This window comes from Yokenella regensburgei ATCC 49455, assembly GCF_000735455.1.
In the GTDB taxonomy this organism is placed as follows: Bacteria; Pseudomonadota; Gammaproteobacteria; order Enterobacterales; family Enterobacteriaceae; genus Yokenella; species Yokenella regensburgei.
This window is the reverse complement of sequence record NZ_JMPS01000068.1, coordinates 55,475-77,274: the sequence shown is the minus strand read 5'-3', so window position 1 is coordinate 77,274 and position 21,800 is coordinate 55,475. Positions and strand designations below refer to the sequence as shown.

26 protein-coding genes and 3 tRNA genes are annotated in these 21,800 nt (G+C 52.7%); 6 read left to right on the top strand and 23 right to left on the bottom strand.

The window, feature by feature from the left end; genetic code table 11:
* Positions 1 to 41: 41 nt before the first annotated feature.
* Both GYRE_RS16730 and GYRE_RS16725 read right to left on the bottom strand, forming a co-directional pair.
* Complete coding sequence (locus GYRE_RS16730; protein ID WP_038256798.1) at positions 42 to 293, bottom strand: DUF2766 family protein; 252 nt, start codon at positions 291 to 293, stop codon at positions 42 to 44.
* A gap of 110 nt (positions 294 to 403) precedes the next feature.
* On the bottom strand, positions 404 to 1,042 hold the full coding sequence (locus tag GYRE_RS16725) for an RpiB/LacA/LacB family sugar-phosphate isomerase (protein WP_006820462.1): 639 nt from the start codon (positions 1,040 to 1,042) through the stop codon (positions 404 to 406).
* Between the two features lie 215 nt (positions 1,043 to 1,257).
* Here GYRE_RS16725 and GYRE_RS16720 point away from each other — a divergent pair, with 215 nt between their 5' ends.
* From GYRE_RS16720 to ftnA, 3 genes are all read left to right on the top strand, one after another.
* The gene (locus GYRE_RS16720) at positions 1,258 to 3,420 is read left to right on the top strand and encodes an HD domain-containing phosphohydrolase (protein WP_245939514.1); all 2,163 of its coding nucleotides are present in this window, start codon (positions 1,258 to 1,260) and stop codon (positions 3,418 to 3,420) included.
* A gap of 106 nt (positions 3,421 to 3,526) precedes the next feature.
* Positions 3,527 to 3,862, top strand: a complete 336-nt coding sequence (yecR, locus tag GYRE_RS16715; RefSeq protein WP_006820465.1) for a YecR family lipoprotein — start codon at positions 3,527 to 3,529, stop codon at positions 3,860 to 3,862.
* A gap of 207 nt (positions 3,863 to 4,069) precedes the next feature.
* A complete protein-coding gene (ftnA, locus tag GYRE_RS16710; protein ID WP_006820466.1) occupies positions 4,070 to 4,567 on the top strand; it encodes a non-heme ferritin in 498 nt (165 codons plus the stop codon).
* A 40-nt stretch (positions 4,568 to 4,607) separates the two neighbouring features.
* Here the strand turns inward: ftnA and GYRE_RS16705 are convergent, their stop codons facing one another.
* Positions 4,608 to 4,847, bottom strand: a complete 240-nt coding sequence (locus GYRE_RS16705) for a YecH family metal-binding protein (RefSeq protein ID WP_038256793.1) — start codon at positions 4,845 to 4,847, stop codon at positions 4,608 to 4,610.
* A 191-nt stretch (positions 4,848 to 5,038) separates the two neighbouring features.
* Between GYRE_RS16705 and tyrP the strand changes: the two genes are divergently transcribed.
* Positions 5,039 to 6,250, top strand: coding sequence for a tyrosine transporter TyrP (gene tyrP / locus GYRE_RS16700; RefSeq protein ID WP_038256791.1), 1,212 nt, complete (start codon positions 5,039 to 5,041; stop codon positions 6,248 to 6,250).
* A gap of 27 nt (positions 6,251 to 6,277) precedes the next feature.
* On the opposite strand, the gene GYRE_RS16695 is transcribed toward tyrP, so the two are convergent.
* The 11 genes from GYRE_RS16695 to uvrY all read right to left on the bottom strand — a co-directional run bounded on the left by GYRE_RS16695 (position 6,278) and on the right by uvrY (position 13,313).
* Positions 6,278 to 6,943: a YecA/YgfB family protein gene (locus tag GYRE_RS16695; protein WP_038256789.1), complete on the bottom strand. Its 666-nt coding sequence runs from the start codon at positions 6,941 to 6,943 to the stop codon at positions 6,278 to 6,280.
* Between the two features lie 78 nt (positions 6,944 to 7,021).
* Complete coding sequence (locus GYRE_RS16690) at positions 7,022 to 7,597, bottom strand: DUF805 domain-containing protein (RefSeq protein ID WP_006820471.1); 576 nt, start codon at positions 7,595 to 7,597, stop codon at positions 7,022 to 7,024.
* A gap of 155 nt (positions 7,598 to 7,752) precedes the next feature.
* Positions 7,753 to 8,406, bottom strand: a complete 654-nt coding sequence (locus GYRE_RS16685; RefSeq protein ID WP_006820472.1) for an anti-sigma factor — start codon at positions 8,404 to 8,406, stop codon at positions 7,753 to 7,755.
* Entirely contained in the window at positions 8,403 to 8,948 is a 546-nt protein-coding gene (locus GYRE_RS16680) for an RNA polymerase sigma factor (protein WP_006820473.1), read from the bottom strand. The genes GYRE_RS16685 and GYRE_RS16680 overlap by 4 nt, the downstream gene beginning before the upstream one ends.
* 55 nt (positions 8,949 to 9,003) lie before the next feature.
* A complete protein-coding gene (locus tag GYRE_RS16675) occupies positions 9,004 to 9,561 on the bottom strand; it encodes a fasciclin domain-containing protein (protein WP_038256787.1) in 558 nt (185 codons plus the stop codon).
* A 223-nt stretch (positions 9,562 to 9,784) separates the two neighbouring features.
* Positions 9,785 to 9,871 (bottom strand) — tRNA-Leu (locus tag GYRE_RS16670).
* 13 nt (positions 9,872 to 9,884) lie between these two features.
* Positions 9,885 to 9,958: transfer RNA gene (locus GYRE_RS16665), tRNA-Cys, on the bottom strand.
* A gap of 40 nt (positions 9,959 to 9,998) precedes the next feature.
* A tRNA-Gly gene (locus GYRE_RS16660) sits at positions 9,999 to 10,074 on the bottom strand.
* Positions 10,075 to 10,222: 148 nt separating this feature from the next.
* Positions 10,223 to 10,771 (bottom strand): CDP-diacylglycerol--glycerol-3-phosphate 3-phosphatidyltransferase, encoded by a 549-nt coding sequence (pgsA, locus tag GYRE_RS16655; RefSeq protein WP_006820475.1) that lies wholly within the window; start codon positions 10,769 to 10,771, stop codon positions 10,223 to 10,225.
* Positions 10,772 to 10,827: 56 nt separating this feature from the next.
* Positions 10,828 to 12,660 carry an excinuclease ABC subunit UvrC gene (gene uvrC, locus GYRE_RS16650; protein WP_038256784.1) on the bottom strand — a complete coding sequence of 611 codons (1,833 nt, stop codon included), beginning with the start codon at positions 12,658 to 12,660 and terminating at the stop codon, positions 10,828 to 10,830.
* Positions 12,657 to 13,313, bottom strand: a complete 657-nt coding sequence (uvrY, locus tag GYRE_RS16645) for a UvrY/SirA/GacA family response regulator transcription factor (protein ID WP_038256782.1) — start codon at positions 13,311 to 13,313, stop codon at positions 12,657 to 12,659. The genes uvrC and uvrY overlap by 4 nt, the downstream gene beginning before the upstream one ends.
* Before the next feature lie 375 nt (positions 13,314 to 13,688).
* Here uvrY and GYRE_RS25325 point away from each other — a divergent pair, with 375 nt between their 5' ends.
* Both GYRE_RS25325 and GYRE_RS16640 read left to right on the top strand, forming a co-directional pair.
* Positions 13,689 to 13,772 carry a hypothetical protein gene (locus GYRE_RS25325; protein WP_428837393.1) on the top strand — a complete coding sequence of 28 codons (84 nt, stop codon included), beginning with the start codon at positions 13,689 to 13,691 and terminating at the stop codon, positions 13,770 to 13,772.
* Positions 13,773 to 13,997 (top strand): DUF2594 family protein, encoded by a 225-nt coding sequence (locus tag GYRE_RS16640; RefSeq protein ID WP_038256778.1) that lies wholly within the window; start codon positions 13,773 to 13,775, stop codon positions 13,995 to 13,997.
* Positions 13,998 to 14,062: 65 nt separating this feature from the next.
* On the opposite strand, the gene sdiA is transcribed toward GYRE_RS16640, so the two are convergent.
* The 9 genes from sdiA to GYRE_RS16595 all read right to left on the bottom strand — a co-directional run bounded on the left by sdiA (position 14,063) and on the right by GYRE_RS16595 (position 21,767).
* On the bottom strand, positions 14,063 to 14,788 hold the full coding sequence (gene sdiA / locus GYRE_RS16635) for a quorum-sensing transcriptional regulator SdiA (RefSeq protein WP_038256776.1): 726 nt from the start codon (positions 14,786 to 14,788) through the stop codon (positions 14,063 to 14,065).
* 255 nt (positions 14,789 to 15,043) lie between these two features.
* Positions 15,044 to 15,796 carry an L-cystine ABC transporter ATP-binding protein TcyN gene (gene tcyN / locus GYRE_RS16630; protein ID WP_038256774.1) on the bottom strand — a complete coding sequence of 251 codons (753 nt, stop codon included), beginning with the start codon at positions 15,794 to 15,796 and terminating at the stop codon, positions 15,044 to 15,046.
* The gene (tcyL, locus tag GYRE_RS16625; protein ID WP_038256772.1) at positions 15,793 to 16,461 is read right to left on the bottom strand and encodes a cystine ABC transporter permease; all 669 of its coding nucleotides are present in this window, start codon (positions 16,459 to 16,461) and stop codon (positions 15,793 to 15,795) included. The genes tcyN and tcyL overlap by 4 nt, the downstream gene beginning before the upstream one ends.
* Before the next feature lie 15 nt (positions 16,462 to 16,476).
* Positions 16,477 to 17,463 carry a D-cysteine desulfhydrase gene (gene dcyD / locus GYRE_RS16620; protein WP_038256769.1) on the bottom strand — a complete coding sequence of 329 codons (987 nt, stop codon included), beginning with the start codon at positions 17,461 to 17,463 and terminating at the stop codon, positions 16,477 to 16,479.
* 93 nt (positions 17,464 to 17,556) lie between these two features.
* Positions 17,557 to 18,357, bottom strand: coding sequence for a cystine ABC transporter substrate-binding protein (tcyJ, locus tag GYRE_RS16615; RefSeq protein ID WP_006820485.1), 801 nt, complete (start codon positions 18,355 to 18,357; stop codon positions 17,557 to 17,559).
* A 94-nt stretch (positions 18,358 to 18,451) separates the two neighbouring features.
* Positions 18,452 to 19,003, bottom strand: coding sequence for a flagella biosynthesis regulatory protein FliZ (gene fliZ, locus GYRE_RS16610; protein WP_006820486.1), 552 nt, complete (start codon positions 19,001 to 19,003; stop codon positions 18,452 to 18,454).
* Between the two features lie 62 nt (positions 19,004 to 19,065).
* Complete coding sequence (locus GYRE_RS16605) at positions 19,066 to 19,785, bottom strand: RNA polymerase sigma factor FliA (RefSeq protein WP_038256766.1); 720 nt, start codon at positions 19,783 to 19,785, stop codon at positions 19,066 to 19,068.
* Positions 19,786 to 19,998: 213 nt separating this feature from the next.
* Positions 19,999 to 20,637, bottom strand: coding sequence for a NeuD/PglB/VioB family sugar acetyltransferase (locus tag GYRE_RS16600; RefSeq protein ID WP_038256764.1), 639 nt, complete (start codon positions 20,635 to 20,637; stop codon positions 19,999 to 20,001).
* Positions 20,634 to 21,767, bottom strand: coding sequence for a DegT/DnrJ/EryC1/StrS family aminotransferase (locus GYRE_RS16595; RefSeq protein WP_006820489.1), 1,134 nt, complete (start codon positions 21,765 to 21,767; stop codon positions 20,634 to 20,636). Before GYRE_RS16595 ends, GYRE_RS16600 begins: the two co-directional genes overlap by 4 nt.
* Positions 21,768 to 21,800 lie beyond the last annotated feature (33 nt).

Genomic DNA, 21,800 nt, shown 5'->3' with positions numbered 1-21,800 from the left:
TAACGAGACGGAACCCTGCACCGCGCAGGGTTCCGGAAAAATCAGTGGGCTTCACCCTGCGGAGTAAACTTGAGCTCGATAAGCGCGATAGCTTTCTGGATAGCGCGACGCGTTACCGGATCGACCGCTGCCGGATGGGTAGCGAAATCGATAGTCTTCAGTTGAGTGGCCATTTTTTCGCGCACTTCAACCGGGGCGATAACATCGATCACGTCAAGGATCTGTTTGATGACCAGCTGACAAGCGACAACATCAGAAACCAGCTCATCGGTGGTGTTCAGGTTTTGCGACATAATAAACTCCATTATTTTCGATGCGCCATAGTACCGCAAAAGGCCGCGCTGCGCTTTTGCAGGTATAAAAAAACCGGCACCACGGGCACCGGTTTTCTGCTGACGACAGATTACTGCAGAATATTACGTACAAACGCTTCGATAGCCTTGTCCTGGCAGTTCTCGAAGAAACACTGCTGGAAACGCTGGCCTGAAACGGCGGTTTTCACCAGTTGCGGATCAATGGCACGCAGCGTATCAAGATAATTCTCTTTGACTACCGCCGCTTTCACCTGGTTCAGAATGCCCGCATTGCGCACCTGTGGCTCTTTACGCTCCGGTGGGTAACCTTCGCCGTTACGGCCGGTGAAAGCTTTCTCAAAGATGAAGCGGACGTTAAGCTCGGCGCCCCAACCAAAACCTTTGGCAAACGGCAGTGAGAGCGCGTTACCGTTATTGATTTGAGCAAACAGGAAGGCATCTGCCGGATCGATGCAGTAGCCGCAGACCACGCCCGGATGAATGTTCAGCGACATCAGTGCGCCCTGTCCGGTACCGCAGCCGGTGACCACAAAGTCGACCGCTTTTGCGTTCAGAAGAATACTGGCCATGATGCCCAGATGGATGTAGGTCAGATGATGATCGTTTTCGTCGCTCATCCCGACGTTGAAGACCGGGAAGCCTTTCTCATCCGCAACCGTAGTCAGTTCATTGAGAATGACGGCATTTTTGCTCGCCTGGCTGTTTTCCATCATCAGTGCAATTTTCATGTTTCCACTCCTGGTTATCACGCAATCTGCGGCTCACCATACTATTCATTAAACCAACTTTCAAATTAAATGAAAAAGTGTTTTATAAAATTAAAGTCAACTCACACTTTCACTTTGCATTCTGGTGCTTCAGCCTGGATAAAAAAAATCTATCCGCGCCTGGGGCGGTTAGTTAGACTGAAACATTATGACAATGAAAAGCAGGGATCTTTTTTGTGAAACAACGCTGGCGGTCATTGACGAGGTTGTCACTTTACGCCCTTCAACTTGTCATACTTTTATTCCCGGTACCGCTGAATGCAGCATCTGCACCCGTTCCGGTATGGCTTTATGACGCTGACAACTTTGAGTTCTGGCGCGATGCTAACGGCCATTATCAGGGGTTTTATCAGGACCTGATAAAGGCGATTAACGAAAAGTACGGCTACCAGCTTGAGCTTCATCCCGTCAGCGGTGCTGAGATTAACCAGCGCTTTCAGGAAAACCAGCATGGTTTGTATGCCGGGGTACTCCGTACAGAGGATCGTGCCAGGCATAACATTCTCTCGGTTCGTATCTTCGATAATGAGGTGGTCGCCGCAAGCCTCACCCGAACGGCCACCGCCCCGGAAGACTTTAACCAGACCCGGGTCATCTTTCGCAGAAACGACGCCACCCGCGAGCAAATCAAACAGCGCTACCCGGGGATTAAGTTTCGCGAGCTTCTGCTGGCTGAATCCAGTGCAGAGGCGTTCCAGATGCTGCGCGATAATAAAGCGGACTTTTACATCAACGACGATGCTGAGATGGATGACACTCAGCATTACTACACCATTTCTCGTCCCTTCACCGATCTGCGTATCCCTGCCACCATCGGCTTCAGCCCGGACCTGGCGGGAATGCGCAATAACATTAACCTGCTGCTGAGCCAGTGGCAGCAGGAAGGCCGCCTGTTTCAACTTCAGGAGCAAAATCAACGCGATTATCTGGTTAGCCGCATCCAGCTTACCCCGCAGGAGCGCGAGTGGATCAAGCACAATACGCTGGTGGTCTGGCTGCCAAAGAATGAAAACTTCGCCCCGCTTATCTGGCGCGACAAGAACGGTTATCACGGCAGCGCCATTAACATGATCAAAGACATGCGCGAGCTGCTGAATATGCAGGTTGATGTTCGTTATGTGGACAACTACGTCCAGCGCATGCGCACGGAAAACTGGCCCGTTCGCCTGGTAGATGTGTTAAACGACCAGAATCCCCAGCACGTTAACGGTATGATTGGCCCTCTGCTGGCGTGGCATAACGCCTGGTACAACCGTATCGATGCCCCTTTTATTCGCGATGAAGAACAGGTTCGCTTCCAGCGTATTGGCGTACTGCGCAACTCCTATGCCGCACTGTATTTACGCGAGCGTTTTGGTAACGACATTACTCTGGTTCAGGCCTCGTCGGTAGATGACCTGCTGAGCGCCATCGACAGCCATCGCGTCGATTTTATTCTCGGCGATTTGAGCACGCTCGAGCTGTCTTTACGTGGCAACGAACTGTTTCGCGGCGTGCTGAAAGTGGCGGGTTTCACCCGCTCCAACGATCAGATAGGCGCCTGGGTGGCACCGGATCATCCGCTCCACGCCGTACTCACCGAAATTCATCGGGTTTCGAGCTTCCGCAGTCAGATGGAGCGCCACCGCGAGGTGCCCTCGATGATGGAATTCAGCAAGAATACCCTGAAGGTAATTAGCGTAGTGCTGTTCATCACCGCCCTCTTTAGCCTCTTCCTGGTGCTGTTGATGCGGCGGCAGATGAAACAGAACCGCATGGTCAACCGCAGCATTGTCGAAGCCATGGAAAAGGTGAATCGCGCCCATGACGATGAAACGGGCAGCCACATCCAGCGGGTCTCTGAATATTGCGGTTTGCTGGCGAGAGCGCTGAAACTCCCGCACAAGGTCACCCGCGATATTGAACACTTCGCCTCACTGCATGACGTCGGCAAAATTGCCGTGCCTGAGCAGATCCTGCGTAAGAATGGGCCGCTCACGGAGGAGGAGTTTAAAGAGATGAAACTCCACACGCTGAAAGGCTGGCGCATTATCCAGGGGCTGAGCCTGGGCCCGGTGGCGGAAAATATTATTCATTACCACCACGAAAAATGGGACGGCAGCGGCTACCCGGAAGGATTGAAGGGGAACCAGATCCCCATTGAGGCGCGGATCCTGGCGCTGGCGGACGTCTATGATGCGCTGCGGCAAAAACGCGTTTATAAACCAGGCTACACGCATGAACATGCCTGTGAGGTTATTCTCGCCGGTGGCGGTAAGCATTTTGATCCGCAGCTGATTGCCCTATTCCGCCAGTTGCACCCGAAGTTTAAGGCTATCTACGACTCTCATGCCGATTAATCCGAGCCGTTACGATAACTGAGCCAGGATCGGCGGGCTATTCTGCGGATTGGTTTTTCTTAACAGGTTTACGATACTGAGATAACCGTTGGATCAGAGTAATAACATGCACAAACTTTGTCTTCTTGCCGCCGTAATAGCGCTTTCGGCCTGTACCGTAACCCGTCAGGCTGAGGTCACCGACGTTGATGCCACCAGCGGCATTGTGCGTTTGACCTATGGCCAGGCCATCCTGCAGTCCGCCAGAACCGACGATTACGTCGCCAACGGTACGGCAACGAAGCAGTGCCAGCAGATGGGATACGCCACGGCGGTGCGTTTTGGACAACCGGTGCCTACCTGTTCAACCACCAGCGGAGCGCTGTGCCTGAACAAGACGATAACCATTCAGTATCAGTGCCGCGGTGTCGCCTTCACCCCGGCAACGCCCGGCGTATATTGAACCTGAGACAGCCAGCCGTCTGCGCTGGCTTTTTTATTTTAAATTATAACGATTCTCATTTTAATATTATTTACTGAGCGCAATGCGTTTTATTCCCATTCGTATTTTTAATAAAGAAATTTATTATTTTACCTTTTGCAAATAAATAGATAACAAATTATAGTGGCCGCACAATAATCTGAACCGCTTATATTCCGGAGACTTGCGATGCTGAAATCTGAAATGATTGAGAAACTCAACGAGCAGATGAATCTTGAACTCTTTTCTTCTCTGCTTTATCAGCAGATGAGCGCATGGTGCAGCTACCACAGCTTTGAAGGTGCTGCGGCATTCCTGCGTCGCCACGCTCAGGAAGAGATGGGTCACATGCAGCGTCTGTTTGACTACCTGACCGATACCGGCAGCCTGCCGCGTATTAACGCGATCCAGTCTCCGTTTGCTGAATATGCGTCCCTGGATGAGCTGTTCCGTAAAACCTACGAACACGAACAGCTTATTTCACAGAAAATTAATGAGCTGGCCCACGCGGCGATGACCCATCAGGACTATCCAACCTTTAATTTCCTGCAGTGGTACGTGGCTGAACAGCATGAAGAAGAGAAGCTGTTCAAATCTGTTATCGATAAACTGACCCTGGCGGGTAAAAGCGGTGAAGGCCTCTACTTTATCGATAAAGAGCTCTCTACCCTCGACGCGCAAAACTAATCCCTTGGCGGCAGCGCTTTGCTGCCGCGTCTTTTACGCCTCAGTGGCGGCAAATTTTACTTTCATCCGTCGTAAAACCCACGTCCTGTGGAATAAACTTCCCCTTACGCTGCAAAAACGCGACCAGCTCGGCCGCACACATCCCCTCAGCGGAGCAGGTGTGAAAACGCGCTTCCTCACCAAACCGTGCAACGATGGCTGCCGTCAGGCTCTCCGTCGTATAACCTTCGCCGGATTCAATCATCATATTAAGCACTTCGTGACCATGAACTGATGGCATACCTTCCCTCCTGAAAACGTAAACCATAAACTGCATTTCCTTTGCATGTTTTGCGTTAGCGCAGTTTCTCCGCGCTTTTTAGTGTACATTTTTCTGTACATCACCTGTAATCTTGATTTGACGAAACGCTGGATTTCACATACGCTGCGCGGCATATTTTGTTGTCTTGCCGTTCTGTAGTAGAGGAAAGCGTGAAGAACCGCACTCTTGGTAGTATTTTAATCGTGGCTGGCACCACAATTGGCGCAGGGATGCTGGCGATGCCTCTGGCTTCGGCAGGCGTGGGCTTTGGTGTCACACTGGCGTTACTCTTCGGTCTGTGGGGATTGATGTGCTACACCGCCCTGCTGTTGCTGGAGGTTTATCAGCATGTACCCGCCGACACCGGGCTGGGTTCACTCGCGTTCCGCTACCTCGGGCGCTACGGTCAGTGGGTGACCGGGTTCAGCATGCTTTTCCTGATGTACGCGCTGACGGCTGCCTACATCAGCGGCGCAGGTGAGCTTATCGCCTCAAGCTTCAGCGGCTGGCTTGACGTCAATATGACCCCAACCCTGGGCGTGCTGTTATTCACCCTCGTGGGTGGCTGTATCATCTGCATTGGCACCTCAATGGTCGATTTCTTCAACCGCTTCCTGTTCAGCGCCAAAATCATCTTTCTGGTAGTGATGCTGGCCCTGCTGATGCCACATATTCATAAGATTAACCTGCTGACTCTGCCGGTGGAAAAAGGACTGGCGCTGTCGGCCATTCCGGTCATTTTCACCTCATTCGGCTTCCACGGTAGCGTACCGAGTATCGTCAGCTATCTGAACGGCGACCTGCGCAAGCTGCGCCGGGTATTTATAATCGGTAGCTTTATTCCGCTGGTGGCCTATATCTTCTGGCAGCTGGCGACGCTCGGCAGTATCGATTCCCCGGTATTTACCGCGCTGCTGGCTAACAGCAGTGGGCTGAACGGCCTGTTACAGGCCATTCGCGAGGTCGTCGCTTCTCCGCACGTGGAGCTTGCGGTACACCTGTTCGCCGATCTGGCGCTGGCGACCTCCTTCCTCGGCGTGGCGCTGGGCCTGTTCGACTACCTGGCTGACCTCTTCCAGCGCGAGAACAGCGTTCGTGGGCGTATTCAGACCGGTGCCGTGACCTTCCTGCCGCCGCTGGTATTTGCGCTGTTCTATCCGCGTGGGTTTGTGATGGCGCTGGGTTATGCCGGTGTGGCGCTGGCGGTGTTGGCCCTGGTGATCCCGGCCCTGCTGGTAATGAAAAGCCGCAAACTTCACCCCACTGCCGCCTGGCGCGTGGCGGGCGGCAGCGTAGTCCCCTGGCTGGTGTTTGCCTGCGGTATCGCCGTCATCGGCATACAATTCTGCATTGCCACCGGGCTGCTCCCTTCGGTGGGATAAGCCAAAAAACGGCCCTTGGGCCGTTTTTTATTTCTGACAGCAGTTTTTGTACTTCTTTCCGCTGCCGCAAGGACACGGGTCATTACGACCAATCTTGGCCGCATTAACAATCGGCTGTTGCACCGGTGCCATTTGCGGGTTTTCCTGCCAGTGCTGAAAGAGCGCCAGCGCCGCCGGTTTGATACCGTCGACGCTCGCCACAAACTCATCCGCCGAGAGCGCATCCAGACGTTCAGCATTCGCTTCACTTCCGTGCAGGGCGATAGCGTCCAGCTGAGGTTGCAGGGCTTCAGGTAACGCGGACCAGTTGCTCATTGCAACACCGCGCATGTAACCATAGCACCAGTCATCAACGATGGTCAGCTCCTGTCCCTCTTCTTCACGAGAGCCAAACAGCGGGTCAAACTGCTCCGGATAGTCATGCAGACGTTCAGCGATATCGTCCATGTGCTGCAGGGTCAGATTGACGAAGTGGTCGCGCTCGCGGTCGTTTGCCCAGCGCGGAACATGCTTAGCCCCGCCCCAGAGCGCCAGCAGCCACTCCGCCGGCTCAATTTCAACAGGCGCGGAGACAACCGCGGTGAGCATGCCGTCGAGTTCAGCCGTGTCGATGACGGATTCTTCGTTACCGTAGCGGGACAACGTATCGTCCAGCCACTCAATTTCGCTTTCGTTCAGGGGTCCGGTTTTCATAACAGGCTCGTGGTGATGTAAAAATGGCGCATACAGTAGCGGAAATGCCGGGAGAAAACCACCCGGCACAGAAGCGCGTTACATATCCTTGATGATGCCGCTGCGCATCGTTTCGTATTCGGCTTCGCTGATGAGACCTTCATCAAACATTTTTTTCGCCTGCGCCAGGCGCTCACGCACATCATCGGCGTTGTTAGCCGGCGCAGCCTGCATTTCAGGCGCGGCTACCGGTGCCGGGATCAAAGTATCATCACCGAAGCGGTTACTCCCCGCGGTACCTTTCGCAAACAGCATCCACAGCGACATGACGAGCACCGCAATACCGGAAATGCACAGCAGGACGAACCAGCCCGTGGTATTTCCGGATTCGGAGGTCGCCACCAGACCGATAAAGGCCACGATCATCACGGCATAAGGCGCCAGCAGCAACCAGCCGGACCGGTTCAGGTCGTGCAGGCGGCGCACAGCAACCGCCAGTCCTGGAATGATAATCACCAGACCGAAGAGCCCGCCGATAACCGGGATAAGCCCCAGCACGAACGACAGGACAAAGTTCGCCACCGTGAATACGGCGTACTCCTGACGAGCAGAGCGACCGCGGAAAGTGGCATATTTTTTAAAACAATCGGTGTAGCTTTCAAGCAACGTTGCCATTGAAGATCCCTTCTCAACTTTATAATTTTGACACTAAACCCAAAGGTGCGGACTCGCACGACTGCATGAATCCGTGGTGTATTTTACCGAAAAATGAAAAGATTGCGCCTGAGAAAACTAAGGGGGAGCCCATGGCAGCGCGAAGGCTCCGTGACTTAGCTTCCCGTTGAGATGATGCCTTTATACAAAATAGGCCCGGTAGGCAATACCCCGGGGGAGCCACCTTTAGGCTCCAGACTCACCGCCAGCAACGCCTGCGAATTGATCTGACTGGCTTGTATGCTCAAAATATTTGAACGCTTATCAAGAAGTCCCAACGATTTGGGTGCAGCGTTACCTTGTATTAACCAGAGCTGAAGGCTGTGATCGTTACCCGTTGTCACATTCAGACCCGTAACGGTGATCGTATGGTTCGTCGGAGAGTAACTAACAACAAACTGACTTGTCCCCGCACTCGGATTCAACACAGCGATAGGATGGCTGACTGGTTGAGTGGCGGGTTTGAAAATGATAACCCCTGCCAGAGCAGCGGCAACCGCCCAACCGGCCCAGCTTAATAAACGTGGTGGTTTACGATGACTGGCAGTCTTGTTAAGCGTGGCGTCTATTCGGCGCCAAAGCTGGTCAGAGGGTTTGACGGGTTCAGTTATGCGGTCTAATCCGCACAATACTTCTTGCCAGCGCCACATCGCAGCCTTCAGCTCAGGCCGAGTGGCCATTTCATTTTCGAACGCCAGCCGTTCTTCAGCCGATAACAGCCCCAGGATATATTCTGCAGCCTGAAGGTCGTCTTTGGTTTCAAGGCTCATATTCCTATGCACTCCTTAAGATGCTCGAGACCACGACGAATCCAGCTTTTTATTGTTCCCGTCGGCTGATTTAAATACTGGGCAATATCGGTGTGCGACAATCCCTGATACCAGGCAAGCGCAATACTTTGCTGTTGGTTATTGGGAAGATGCTTCATACAATGAAGCAAACGACGGCTTTCATCATCCTGAATTGCGCTATCTGCCGCGCCCGTCAGTTCCGACTGCTGTGCCGTGATTTCTTCCTCCGACTGCCACTGATTGTCGCGCGCGCGCAGCCAGTCAATGGCTTTATTACGTGTTAAATGACTCAACCAGGTTTTAGGTGAGCTCAGGTTGTTATCGAATGCATTCGCGGTTAACCACACCTGAACAAATACATCCTGCATAATATCTTCTGCCACTTCGCGTCGTTTAACGATGCGCACTGCAATTGCAAGCATCAGCGGACAATAGCGTTCATACAGATTTTTAAACGCTCGCCGATCGCCGCTGGCAATGTTTTTCATTAAGGAATTATCATTCACGTGGCGGTAGTCCATATTACTCCCGACCTGGTGCAGTAACTTATTGTTACTGCACCAGTATAGGAGACAATTACGGCATCAGTACGGTATCAATAACGTCAATAACCCCATTACTCTGATGTACATCCCAGATAGAGACATTGGCGATGTTCCCTTGTTTGTCTTTAAGTTGCAGGCTATGCGCGCCATTTTTTATCACCCACAGAGGCTCGCCGTTGACCGTCATCAGTTCAGCTTTGCCCCCTCCGGCCTGAACTTTGCTCATCAGCGCTTTCATGTCCAGTTTTCCCGCCACGACATGGTAAGTCAGGACGCTGGTTAGCTTGCCTTTATTCTCTGGTTTCAGCAGTGAATCTACCGTTCCAGCCGGAAGTTTGTTAAAAGCCTCATTGGTGGGTGCAAATACGGTGAAAGGTCCTTTACCCTCAAGAGTCCCTACCAGTCCGGCGGCTTTAACTGCCGCCACCAGCGTCGTATGATCTTTCGATTGCGTAGCGTTTTCGATGATGTTTTTCGACGGGTACATTTCTGCCCCACCGACCATCTTCGTTTGTCCCATACCTGCAGAAAATGCGGCAGAACTGCAGACCAGACCGAGAATCAATGCGGAACCGAGCAGCTTATTCATTATGTAGCCCTCAACGGATGGAAGTTAAATGTACTCGGGAGGCTCCCTTGCTGACATATACGAATGACAAAGCAAACTGGATGCACTTGATAGGAAATTTTTTGCTGCGGATTGCTCATTACGCAATCGCCGAAGGCGGAGAGGCTTATTACAGGCACAAAAAAACCACCCGAAGGTGGTTCCACGACACTGCTTATTGCTTTGATTATTCTGCTTATCCCAATGGTACCCGGAGTGGGACTTGAACCCACACAGCGCGAACGCCGAGGGATTTTAAATCCCTTGTGTCTACCGATTCCACCATCCGGGCTCGGGATGAAAATTGGAGGCGCGTTCCGGAGTCGAACCGGACTAGACGGATTTGCAATCCGCTACATAACCGCTTTGCTAACGCGCCTTTAAATCTTAAACACCCGCAATTGCCGATGCTTTTAATTTGGAGCGGGAAACGAGACTCGAACTCGCGACCCCGACCTTGGCAAGGTCGTGCTCTACCAACTGAGCTATTCCCGCATAATCATGCGAAGTTAATCACTTGATTTTACTACCGTCTGGCGAGCTGTGCCGCCGTTCGATGCGTTGCATTCTACTTACCTGACGCACTGAGTCAACGATATTTTTCATCACTCAGGATCGTTTGCTGAAATTTGCGGCGAAACGATCACTGATCAAGCAAATCGCCGCGTGCAGCGTTCAGGTATTGCAGCATAGACCACAGCGTCAGCACTGCAGCGATGATGAAGAGACCAATCCCGGCCCACTCAACCCAGGCATTCGGACGCCACAGCATCCATACCAGCGCCGCCATCTGCGCCGTGGTTTTCACTTTACCGATCCACGAGACCGCCACGCTGCTGCGTTTACCGAGCTCTGCCATCCACTCACGTAACGCCGAGATGATGATCTCGCGGGCAATCATGGTCGCAGCCGGCAGCGTCACCCACCAGGTGTGATAGTGTTCGGCCACCAGCACCATCGCAATCGCTACCATCACCTTATCGGCAACCGGATCGAGAAATGCACCGAAGCGCGTACTCTGGTTCCAGCGTCGAGCCAGAAAACCGTCAAACCAGTCGGTGACGGCGGCGACGAAGAAGATCAGCGCACAGGCGAACGGGGCCCAGGTGAACGGCAAATAAAACGCCAGCACGAAGAAAGGGATCAGAATGACACGGAACAGCGTAAGCAACGTAGGGATATTAAATTGCATGGCGACGGTAACTATCTGTTGTCAGTAAATATTAGCCCTATGGTGCTACAGAGCCCCTAATGTTTCAATGAGTAGTAGATCTTTTCTGCCAGACCGTGCGATATACCCGGCACTTTGGCAATTTCTTCCACGCTCGCCTGCTTCAGGCCTTGTAATCCGCCCATGTACTTCAGCAACATCTGCCGCCGTTTCGGGCCTACGCCTTCGATAGTCTCGAGCGAGCTGGTGCTCTTCACTTTGGCGCGTTTTTTTCGATGCCCGCTAATGGCATGATCGTGCGATTCATCGCGGATATGCTGGATCACATGCAGCGCCGGGGAATCCGGCGGCAGGCTGAACCCCTCACCTTCCGGTTCGAAAAAGAGCGTTTCCAGCCCGGCTTTACGGTCACTACCTTTAGCGACACCAAGCAGGATCGGATGCTGCTTGTCCCAGCTTACCTCAAGCTCGGCGAACACGGTTTTCGCCTGCCCCAGCTGTCCTTTACCGCCGTCGATAAGAATAACATCGGGAATTTTGCTTTCCTCGATAGCTTTTCCATAGCGGCGGCGCAGCACCTGGTTCATCGCGGCATAGTCATCACCCGGGGTAATACCGGTGATATTATAGCGGCGATATTCCGCACGTAGAGGGCCATTTGTGTCAAATACCACGCAGGAGGCAATCGTCTGCTCGCCCATCGTGTGGCTGATGTCGAAACACTCCATGCGTTTAATGTCGGGCAGTTCAAGCACCGTCGCCAGCGCCTTGAGGCGTTGGTTGATGGTTGACTGCTGCGAGAGTTTGGTGACCAGCGCCGTCGCCGCGTTGGTACGGGCAAGCTTAAGGTAGCGCGCGCGGTCGCCGCGCGGTTTGGTCTGCACGTTAATGCGCCGCCCGGCAAATTCAGAAAGCGTATCTGCCAGCAGCGTTTTATCCGCAAGGGCGAAATCGAGCAGAATTTCACTCGGTAGCGTGCGCGACTGACTACCCTGCAGGTAAAACTGCCCCACAAACGTCTCGACGATTTCACCCGATTCGGTACCGCCCGGCACTTTCGGGTAGTAACTGCGGCTACCGAGCACTTTCCCCTGACGAATGAACAGCACGTGGACACAGGCCATTCCGGCATCAAACGCCACGCCAATGACGTCCATATCGTCGCCGGTGTTAGAGACAAATTGTTTCTCCGTCACCCGACGCACCGCCTGGATCTGGTCGCGAATACGCGCGGCTTCCTCAAATTCCAGCGCCTGGCTTGCCTTCTCCATCCGGGAAATCAGCTGCGTCAGTACCTGATCGTCTTTGCCGGAGAGGAACAAACGCACGTAATCCACCTGCTGTGCATACTCTTCTTCACTGACCAGACCCGCGACACAAGGCCCCAGGCAACGGCCAATCTGATACTGAAGACAGGGACGCGAACGGTTACGGTAGACGCTGTTCTCACACTGGCGGATTGGGAAGATTTTTTGCAACAGCGCCAGAGTCTCACGTACGGCATAACCGTTAGGGAACGGGCCGAAATACTCGCCCTTGGCATGTTTAGCCCCCCGATGCGACGCCAGTCGCGGGTGGGTATCGCCGCTCAGAAAGATGAAGGGGTATGATTTATCATCGCGCAGCAGCACGTTATAGCGCGGCTGATAGAGTTTGATGTAGTTATGCTCAAGCAGCAGCGCTTCCGTTTCGGTATGCGTGACGGTCACGTCAATCTGCTGGATGAGCGCCACCAGCGCCTCGGTTTTACGCGAGGCCAGGTTGCTGCGGAAATAGCTGGCAAGACGCTTTTTCAGGTCTTTGGCTTTTCCAACATAAATAACGGTGCCGCCAGCGTCATACATGCGATAAACGCCAGGCTGGCTGGTCACCGTTTTCAGGAAGGCTTTTGAATCAAAAACTTCACTCACTGACTTGCTAACGACTCCGCATTACACAGACCATGACGAATAGCCAGGTGTGTCAGCTCAACATCACCATGAATGTTTAATTTGCTAAACATTCGATAGCGATAGCTGTTCACCGTCTTCGGGCTGAGATTCAGTTGCTCTGAGATCTCGTTCACCTTCTGGCCTTTGGTGATCATCAGCATAATCTGCAATTCGCGCTCAGACAAACTGGCGAATGGCGATTCCGTTTTTTCCGGCTCAATCTGACTTAACGCCATTTGCTGGGCGATGTCTGATGCGATGTAACGCTGGCCGGCGAAGACCGAACGAATGGCGTTGACGACTTCCTGCGGCGCAGCACCTTTACTCAGGTAGCCCGCCGCCCCCGCCTGCATAACTCTGGCAGGGAGTGGGTTTTCAGTATGCACCGTTAACATGATAACTCTCGTATCAACGGAGGAACGGGCAATTTTACGCGTGGCCTCAAGCCCGCCGATGCCCGGCATGTTCATATCCATCAACACAACATCGACGGAATTTGCCCGGCACCATTTTACGGCATCCTCACCGCAACAAGCCTCGCCAACAACTTTAATACCCTTAATATCTTCCAGAATGCGTCGTATCCCTGCGCGCACCAGTTCGTGGTCATCAACAAGAAGAACGTTGATCAAAGGAATAATCTCCAGAATAGGGATAACGCTACTGATTGTTTATCCTGTCCATATTAACGGGTTTTATGTGAACATTGAAACGTAAAAAATGTTCCAGTTCGGATTTTGCTATTTTTTCTGGAAATTAAGCTGTACATCAACTGGAAAGCCCCCCTTAAAGATGGGAGTTGCTATGACAATTTTTCAGCAATAATCTTTGATATGTTCCCATAAAGTGGCGTATTGCTGAGAAGCTAATTAGTGCATCTAATATGTAACAATAATTAACGAGACAAAAACCACTTTTAAACAATTAGCCCAGCAATTTATTGATACATGATGCTATTCCACAAAACCGTGATTCTATTCACTTATCATGCATAAAAACAAGCACTCCTGTTTTTCCCCCACCATGTGGTATACTCCGCCGCCTTCACATTTTGTATCGCGCACTGGCGCCGGAACGTAACGAGGAAATAAATGAGCACACCTGATTTTTCCACTGCAGAAAATAATCAACAATTGTCACAAGAAATCTCCTGCATGAAAGCCATGCTGACGCTGATGCTGCAGGCGATGGGTCAGGCCGACGCGGGCCGTGTGATTATTAAAATGGAAAAGCAAATCGCACAGATGGAAGACGACGCTCAGGCTGCCGTATTCTCCAGCACTGTTAAGCAGATTAAACAGGCTTACCGTCAGTAATTCCCGTCCACCGGCCACAGTTTGCTGTAGCCGGTGGTGTGTCTGCACGCAGAACCACGCGAGCCTCAGATTATTCCCGTCGCTGCTGCATAACAGGCAATCTGCGTCTTATTCGGCGCATTAAATTTCTTCTGCATATTTTTCTGATGGAAATTCACCGTATTCTCAGAGATAGAGAGGATCATGGCAATTTCCGCCGACGTTTTCCCTTCTGCGGTCCACTTCAGGATCTCCAGCTCACGCTTACTGAAACGCATCTCCGGCGGCGTAACCATGTCGTCATCCAGACGCAGCAGCGTCAACAGGCTTAATTCGACCAGCGTTTGCAGGCGCAGCTCCATTTCGTCGTCAGAACAAGGATTTTTCACCTTCGTATTCTCGCGTGAAACAGAGAAGAAGCCCATCGCCCTGTTGGGCAGCATCAGGCATTGTGTAACACCTTTGCATACGCCGTTATCACGAGCCGCCTCCCACAGCGTGGTCGCGTCACGAAATAGCGTATCGTCCCAGGGTAAATGGCCGCGACAGAAATTCTCCACCTTTAATACAGGATCTATCGCCTGAAAGTTTTCCGCCATGTACTGATTTATCCAGCGTTCCGGATAACTGGTGTGTATTGACACCTTTGGACGCGTAAACGGCACCGGGTGGCGCACACAAAGCGAGAAATAATCATACTCCAGCAGCTCAGTTTGCTGCTGCAGCAGTTTATAGATCTGCTCGCTGCTGGTTAACGTCTGAAAGTGCTGCAGCATATCCCGCCGCCATTTGAAAAAGTCGTAATCCCTCATACCTGCCAAATAAACCCCAGAGTAATAAACCCCGCCTGCTTTTGCTATCTGCCGCGTCAGGTTTCATCATTATTATGAATATAAGAAATTAACACATATTACTTATTTATAAGCGCAAAATATCATACCTGAGCACTTTATTACCCGACGGCCTGATGTAAAGAGAGAAAATGTCCTGCCGCGCTGAATTCATTAGCGCCGCTTAACAAAATTGGTATAGAGACGCGCCACAGGCAGGCTGCGGCGCGCAGAGGTTTACTGCATCAGAAATTTTTCGAGAAACTGACGGGTGCGAGGCTGCTGCGGATTGGCGAATAACGATTTAGCGTTACCCTGCTCAACGATACGCCCCTGATCCATGAAAATGGCCCGGTCGGCTACGTCACGCGCAAAGCTCATTTCATGGGTGACGATAACCATCGTGCGTTTCTCCTGCGCCAACTGGCGGATGGTGTTCAGCACCTCACCGACCAGCTCAGGATCGAGCGCCGACGTCGGTTCATCGAATAAAATCACGTCCGGACGCATCGCCAGCGCACGGGCAATCGCCACCCGCTGCTGCTGTCCACCGGAAAGACGGCGCGGATAGCTGGTCTCTTTACCCGCGAGTCCGACTTTTGCCAGCAGCGCGCGAGCGCGAGCCTGCGCCTCTTCTTTGTTTTCACCCTTTACAATCACCGGGCCTTCAACAATGTTTTCCAGCACCGTACGATGCGGGAACAGGTTAAAGTTCTGGAAGACAAAGCCCACATGCTGGCGAAGACGGCGGATAAGCCCTTTCTGCTGGCTGATAGGTTTGGCGGTATCAATGGTGATATCACCGACGCGAATCGTCCCGCTCTCCGGCTGCTCCAGCAGATTGATACTCCGCAGAAGCGTCGTTTTCCCGGAACCGCTGGGGCCGATGATGGCCACCACTTCGCCCTCCTGCACTTCGAGATCGATCCCGTGCAGTACCGTCTGGCCGTGAAATTTCTTCACCAGATTTTTAACGTCAATCGCACTCATTTTGGATCACGCTCCTGACGATTAAGCTGATTTTCAAAGTAGTTCTGCAGCGCCGAGAGCACCGTCGCCATCACCCAGTAAATCAGTGAAGCGGCCAGATACATGGTGAACACCTCCAGCGTACGCGAGGTGATAAGCTGCGCCTGACGGAACAGCTCTGGCACCTGAATGGTGGCAGCAAGCGAGGTATCCTTCACCAGGCTGATAAAGCTGTTCGACAGCGGTGGCAACGCCACGCGAGCGGCCTGCGGCAGGATCGCCCGACGCAGCGTTTGCCACGGCGTCATGCCGATACTGGCCGCCGCTTCCCACTGCCCTTTGTCGATAGACGAAATCGCCGCACGCAGGGTTTCGGACGTATAGGCTGCGGTGTTAAGCGACAGACCAATCATCGCGGCGGGGATCGGATCCAGCTCGATGCCAAACTGCGGCAGACCGTAGTAAATCATAAACAGCTGGGCAATCAGCGGCGTGCCGCGGAAAATAGAGATATAGCAGCGCGCCAGCCAGCGCACCGGCCAGATAGCCGACATACGCATCAGGGCGAGAACAAAGCCCAGCAGCAGACCAAAAATCATCCCGCCGATGCTGAGCTGTAGCGTAAAGACCGCCCCTTTCAGCAGATAAGGCAGTGATTCCATAACCAGATGAATACTTTCGTGCATTAGCGTAAGTCTGCGTTAAATGTGTGGATGATAGGCAAAGAGCGCCGGTGCGCCGCCCGTATGAACAAACAGGACAGCTCCGTCATCCTTAAAGCGTTTCTGGCTGATACCGTCGATGAGCCCCGCCATGGCTTTACCGGTGTACACCGGGTCGAGAAGAATGCCTTCAAGCTGCGCCAGCAGTTTGACCGCCTCCATCCCCTCTTCCGTTGGCAGGCCATACCCCGGAGAAAAGTATTCGTCCCACAGCTGAATATCTGCGCTAGCTTTCATTTCGAGACTGGATGCCAGCGCCTGCTGGAGCGTCACTACCTTCGGTTTTTGTTCAGCCACTTTGCGAGAGACCGTGACGCCAATCAGTTCGATTTCCGGCATCAGGTGTTCAAGCCCTACCGCCAGTCCGGCGTGCGTGCCGGCGCTACCGGATGCCACCACAACGGAGGAAAGGGAGACAATGCCTTCGCACTGCTGGGCAATTTCCATGGCGCATTCCACGTAGCCCATCGCCCCCAGCGCGTTCGAACCGCCTACCGGAATAACGTACGGACGGAATCCCTGCGCTTCCAGGCGAGTGGCTAACTCATCGAGCTGCGCCGTCGGGTCAGTGAGTGCATCGCACATTTCAACCTGAGTATTGAACAGGTCGAGCAGCAAACGGTTACCGTTAGTAAGGTAGTTTTCCGCCGTCGTGCCAATCGGGTTTTCCAGCAGCGCCACGCAGTGCAGACCCAGTTTCGCCGCCACCGCCGCCGTCTGGCGCACGTGGTTAGACTGAATGGCTCCTGCGGTGACCAGGGTGTCGGCGCCTTCGCGCAGCGCGTCAGCCGCCAGAAACTCAAGCTTACGCAGCTTATTGCCCCCCATCGCCATCGGGGTGACATCATCGCGTTTAATAAAAATATCGCGACCAAGATGATCGGAGAAGCGCGGCAGATACTCGAGCGGCGTCGGCGCGCCGATGAATTCCAGCCGCGGGAAACGGGTGACATTTTGTAATGACATGGTACCTCCTGACTCGTTTATTTTTATTATGCACTCAGTTGAGCGTAAATAAAAAAAGGCGCTAAGGTTAGCGCCTTTTTTTTACCACAGGAGTTATTTGGTCACGTCAGCGCCAAACCACTTCTCAGAGAGCGCCTTCAGGCTACCGTCTTTCTGCATCTCCGCAATGGCACCGTCTACCGCTTTCAGCAGGTCTTCGTTACCTTTGCGCAATGCCACACCGGATTCCTGACGGGAGAAGGCTTCACCCGTCACCGCCAGCGTATTGTTGGTTTTCTTCACCAGATCCAGCGCTGCCAGACGGTCCACCAGAATGGCGTCGATACGGCCTACGCGCAGATCCTGATACTTGGTCGGGTCATCATCATAGGTACGAATATCTACGCCCTGGACGTTTTTACGCAGCCACTCTTCGTAGTTCGTCCCCAGACCGACGCCCACTTTTTTACCCTTCAGATCAGCCGCCGTTTTGATAACGCCTTCGTTACCTTTTTTCACCAGCGCCTGGATCCCGGAAACGGTATACGGGGTGGAGAAATCATACTTCTTCTGACGTTCAGGAGAGATAGTGACCTGGTTAATCACCACATCGATACGTTTAGAATCGAGTGAAGCCAGCATCCCATCCCATTTGGTCGGTTTCAGATCTGCCTTCACGCCCAGATGTTTGGCCAGTTCTTGTGCAAACTCAACCTCAAAACCGGTCAGCTTCCCGTCATCGCCCTGGAAACTGAACGGAGGGTAAGTCCCCTCAAGACCAACACGCAGCGTACCGCGCTCTTTTACCTGATTTAACAGATTTTCAGCTGCGAAGGTTTTTGCCGTAACGCCCGCCATCAGCGCAACCGCCATGACACCCATCACCGCCTGACGACCCAGAAGTGCTAATTTCATAGAGACCCCGTTACCCCAAATGTTTGAATTCTGGTGGTAGTGTAAGGTTTTCACCGCATTCGGCAAAAACCACTACGCTACATCTTATTCAAATTTAATATATATCAGAGGTTGCCGGATAAGCGAAATTCTGCATTTTTAGCGCTGGAAAATGGGTCTGGAACTGAGCATATTTTCGCAGGGCAATACGATAATTATTGGTGCTGGTTGGCGGTAGCCATGGCGCCAGATTTTCATCCAGATAGCCATCGCTCAGCAACTCGCGCGAAACGTTGAGGCTGCTCAGGTGGTTTCCCAGGCGACGCAGACGAACCACGTACTCGCGCACGGTGCCCGGACTCATATCGGTCTGCTCGAACAGGTATTGTTTGAAGCCAATGATGTCGAAGTAGTCGCTCTGCTCTTTACAGTACAGATCGCCGCAGAAGCGGCACAGCGCCACCCAGTCGGGGCGCTCCAGCTGCCACTCTTCTTCATTGATGAGGATATCGAGACGTGAAATCGCGATTTTGTTGACTATCTCGCCGCGACGGACCAGCGTGATACGATCAAGCAGTTTGTGGCAATGTGCACAATGTGTTTGGCTGTGTTTAAAGTCTTTTAAATAGCGGCTTAATGGCCGTCTTTTTACTTGCTGCACCGTCATGATAACTCCTGGTTGTCATTGGTTGTGCGGCATTTTTCAGGGGGGATGACATCATCACCACCCTATAACCTACCCAGCTTGGTACGCAGACGTTTAATAGCCTGGCTGTGCAATTGACTCACCCGCGACTCGCCCACTTCCAGTACCGCGCCGATCTCTTTGAGATTCAGCTCTTCCTGGTAATAAAGCGTTAGTACCAGTTGTTCACGTTCCGGAAGCGCTTCAATAGCGTCGATCACGCGCTGGCGTAAATCGCTCTCCAGTAACTGGAATAACGGGTTTTCCTGCTGATTTTCTTCGGTAACCAGCTCGATACTATCGCCATGCTCTTCCCGCCACTCGTCGTAGGAGAAAAGCTGGCTATTGTTGGTATCCAGCAGCATCTGCCGATAATCTTCAACAGAAATATCGAGCCGCTGCGCGACCTCAGTTTCCGTCGCGTTGCGCCCCAGTTCTTGCTCCAGCTGCCCCAGCGCCTGCGCCACTTCACGGGCGTTACGCCGAACGCTGCGCGGCACCCAGTCCCGGCTGCGCAGTTCGTCCAGCATTGCCCCACGAATGCGTTGCACTGCGTAAGTGGTAAATGCCGTTCCTTGCAGAGCATCGTAACGTTCGACAGCGTTCAATAACCCGATGCCGCCCGCCTGAAGCAGATCGTCCAGTTCCACGCTCGCCGGCAGCCGCACCTGTAGGCGCAATGCTTCATGGCGCACCAAAGGTACGTAACGCTGCCACAGCGAGTGTTTATCCATTACACCTTCAGCGGTATACAGTGAATTCACGATAAACAGCCCTGCATTAGTTGAGTTATCGGCATGATTATCCGTTTCTACAGGTGTTTTAATCGCTAGAATAGTGGTCTAAATACGCGTTTATTTGCAGGTTATATTTCAATTTATTGAATATTAAGATATTAATTTTTACCAAAGTTAAACATTTATCATGCCGTAGCACCCCGTGCTACGGCAATATGCCCGCTGAAACGACGGTTCCGTTTAGCTAAAAATCCGTTTATTGTTCATACGTTGAATTCGCGCAGGATGACCAAACGCAACGCGGCTATCCGCAATATCATCAAGTACCACCGCGCCCATGCCGATCACCACATCGTCTCCGAGGGTGACTTTCTCTTTCACCACCGCGTTCATCCCAAGGAAATTCCGGGCGCCAATTCGGGTGCGCCCTCCCAGTGAGACCTGGCTGCTGATGACGCTGTGTGGACCAATCTCACAGTCATGGCTGATATAAGCGTTCGGCTGAACAAGGACGTTCTCACCGAGGGTAACGTCACAGGAGAGAAAAACGCCCTGAGCCAGGATACTGCCCTGACCAATCAATGAATCCTCCGGGACAAACACCCCAGGGTGTATAAGCGTCGCCAGCGGTGCTTTTGGTGCCACTTTTTCGGCGAGCCTCTGCCGCTGAAAAGGCTCGCCCAACGCAATGCTAATCTCCAGATTACTGAAGTCGAGGTCAGCAAAGCGCACTACATCGGCACCACTGATAACCTTTTCCCCGGTCACATCATCAATAAAGAATATTGCGCTCCAGCGAAATGAAAGCCGGTTAATTTGGCGCGCCAGAACCAACGTCTCCCGGCCCTGCCCGCCCGCACCATAAATACCGAGTCTCATGCCACTTTATCCACCATGGCTAATCCTGCCTGCTCACGGATAATATTCACCACCCGCGCCTGATCGTCGATGCTTAAATAAGGGAAGATCGGCAGACACAATATTTTCTCCGAAATGTCATTGGCGACCGGTAATGTATCCGGCTGCGCCGACGGCAAGTGTCGGTACATTGAGAAGGAGCTGATGAGCGGATAGAAATAGCGGCGCGAGTATATTCCCTGCGCTTTCAGCGCGTCATACACCCAGTCACGGCTTACCGGAAACTCGCTCTCAATGCGAATCGGGAAATAAGCGTGGTTCCATTCTACGTCATCGGTCACAGAGAACATGCTGATGCCGGGAATATCACTGAGCCATTCGCAGTAACGCTGGTATATCTCCGCCCGGCTCGCCAGTGCGTTATCAATATGCCCGAGCTGTACCAGGCCAAACGCCGCCTGCACTTCGTTCATTTTGGCGTTAATCCCCGGTGCCACCACGGTAGTTTCGCCGGCAAAACCAAAGTTTTTCAGATAATCGATGCGCTGCTTCATGCGGGCATCCGGGCAGATAATCGCGCCGCCTTCAAAGGTGTTGAACACCTTGGTCGCGTGGAAGCTCAGGATGGAGAGATCGCCGTAGTTCAGCACGCTCTGGTTATTCTTCTTCACCCCAAACGCGTGAGCCGCGTCATATATCACTTTCAGTCCCCAGGCATCGGCAATCGACTGAATTTTATCGACGTCGCACGGAATGCCATAGCAGTGCACCGGCAGAATAGCGGAGGTAGCCGGTGTGATCAGCGCCTCCAGTTTATCCGGATCGATGTTGCAGGTGACCGGGTCGATATCGGCAAATACCGGCGTTAACCCGTTCCACAGCAGCGAATGTGAGGTAGCGACGAACGAGTACGGTGTGGTTATCACTTCGCCGGTGATACGCAGCGCCTGCAGCGCCGTTAACAATGCCAGGGTGCCATTGGCAAACAAGCACAAATGCTCCACGCCCAGATACTCAGCCAGCTCTTTTTCCAGGCGCTGGTGCCACTCTCCCCCGTTGGTGAGATTTTTGTTGTCCCAGATTTTCTCCAGGTACGGAATAAACTCCTCCAGAGGAGGCAGTAGTGGGCTGGTGACGTAGATATCTTTCATCAATGACCTCTGCGAGACGGTGTAGTTGAAACC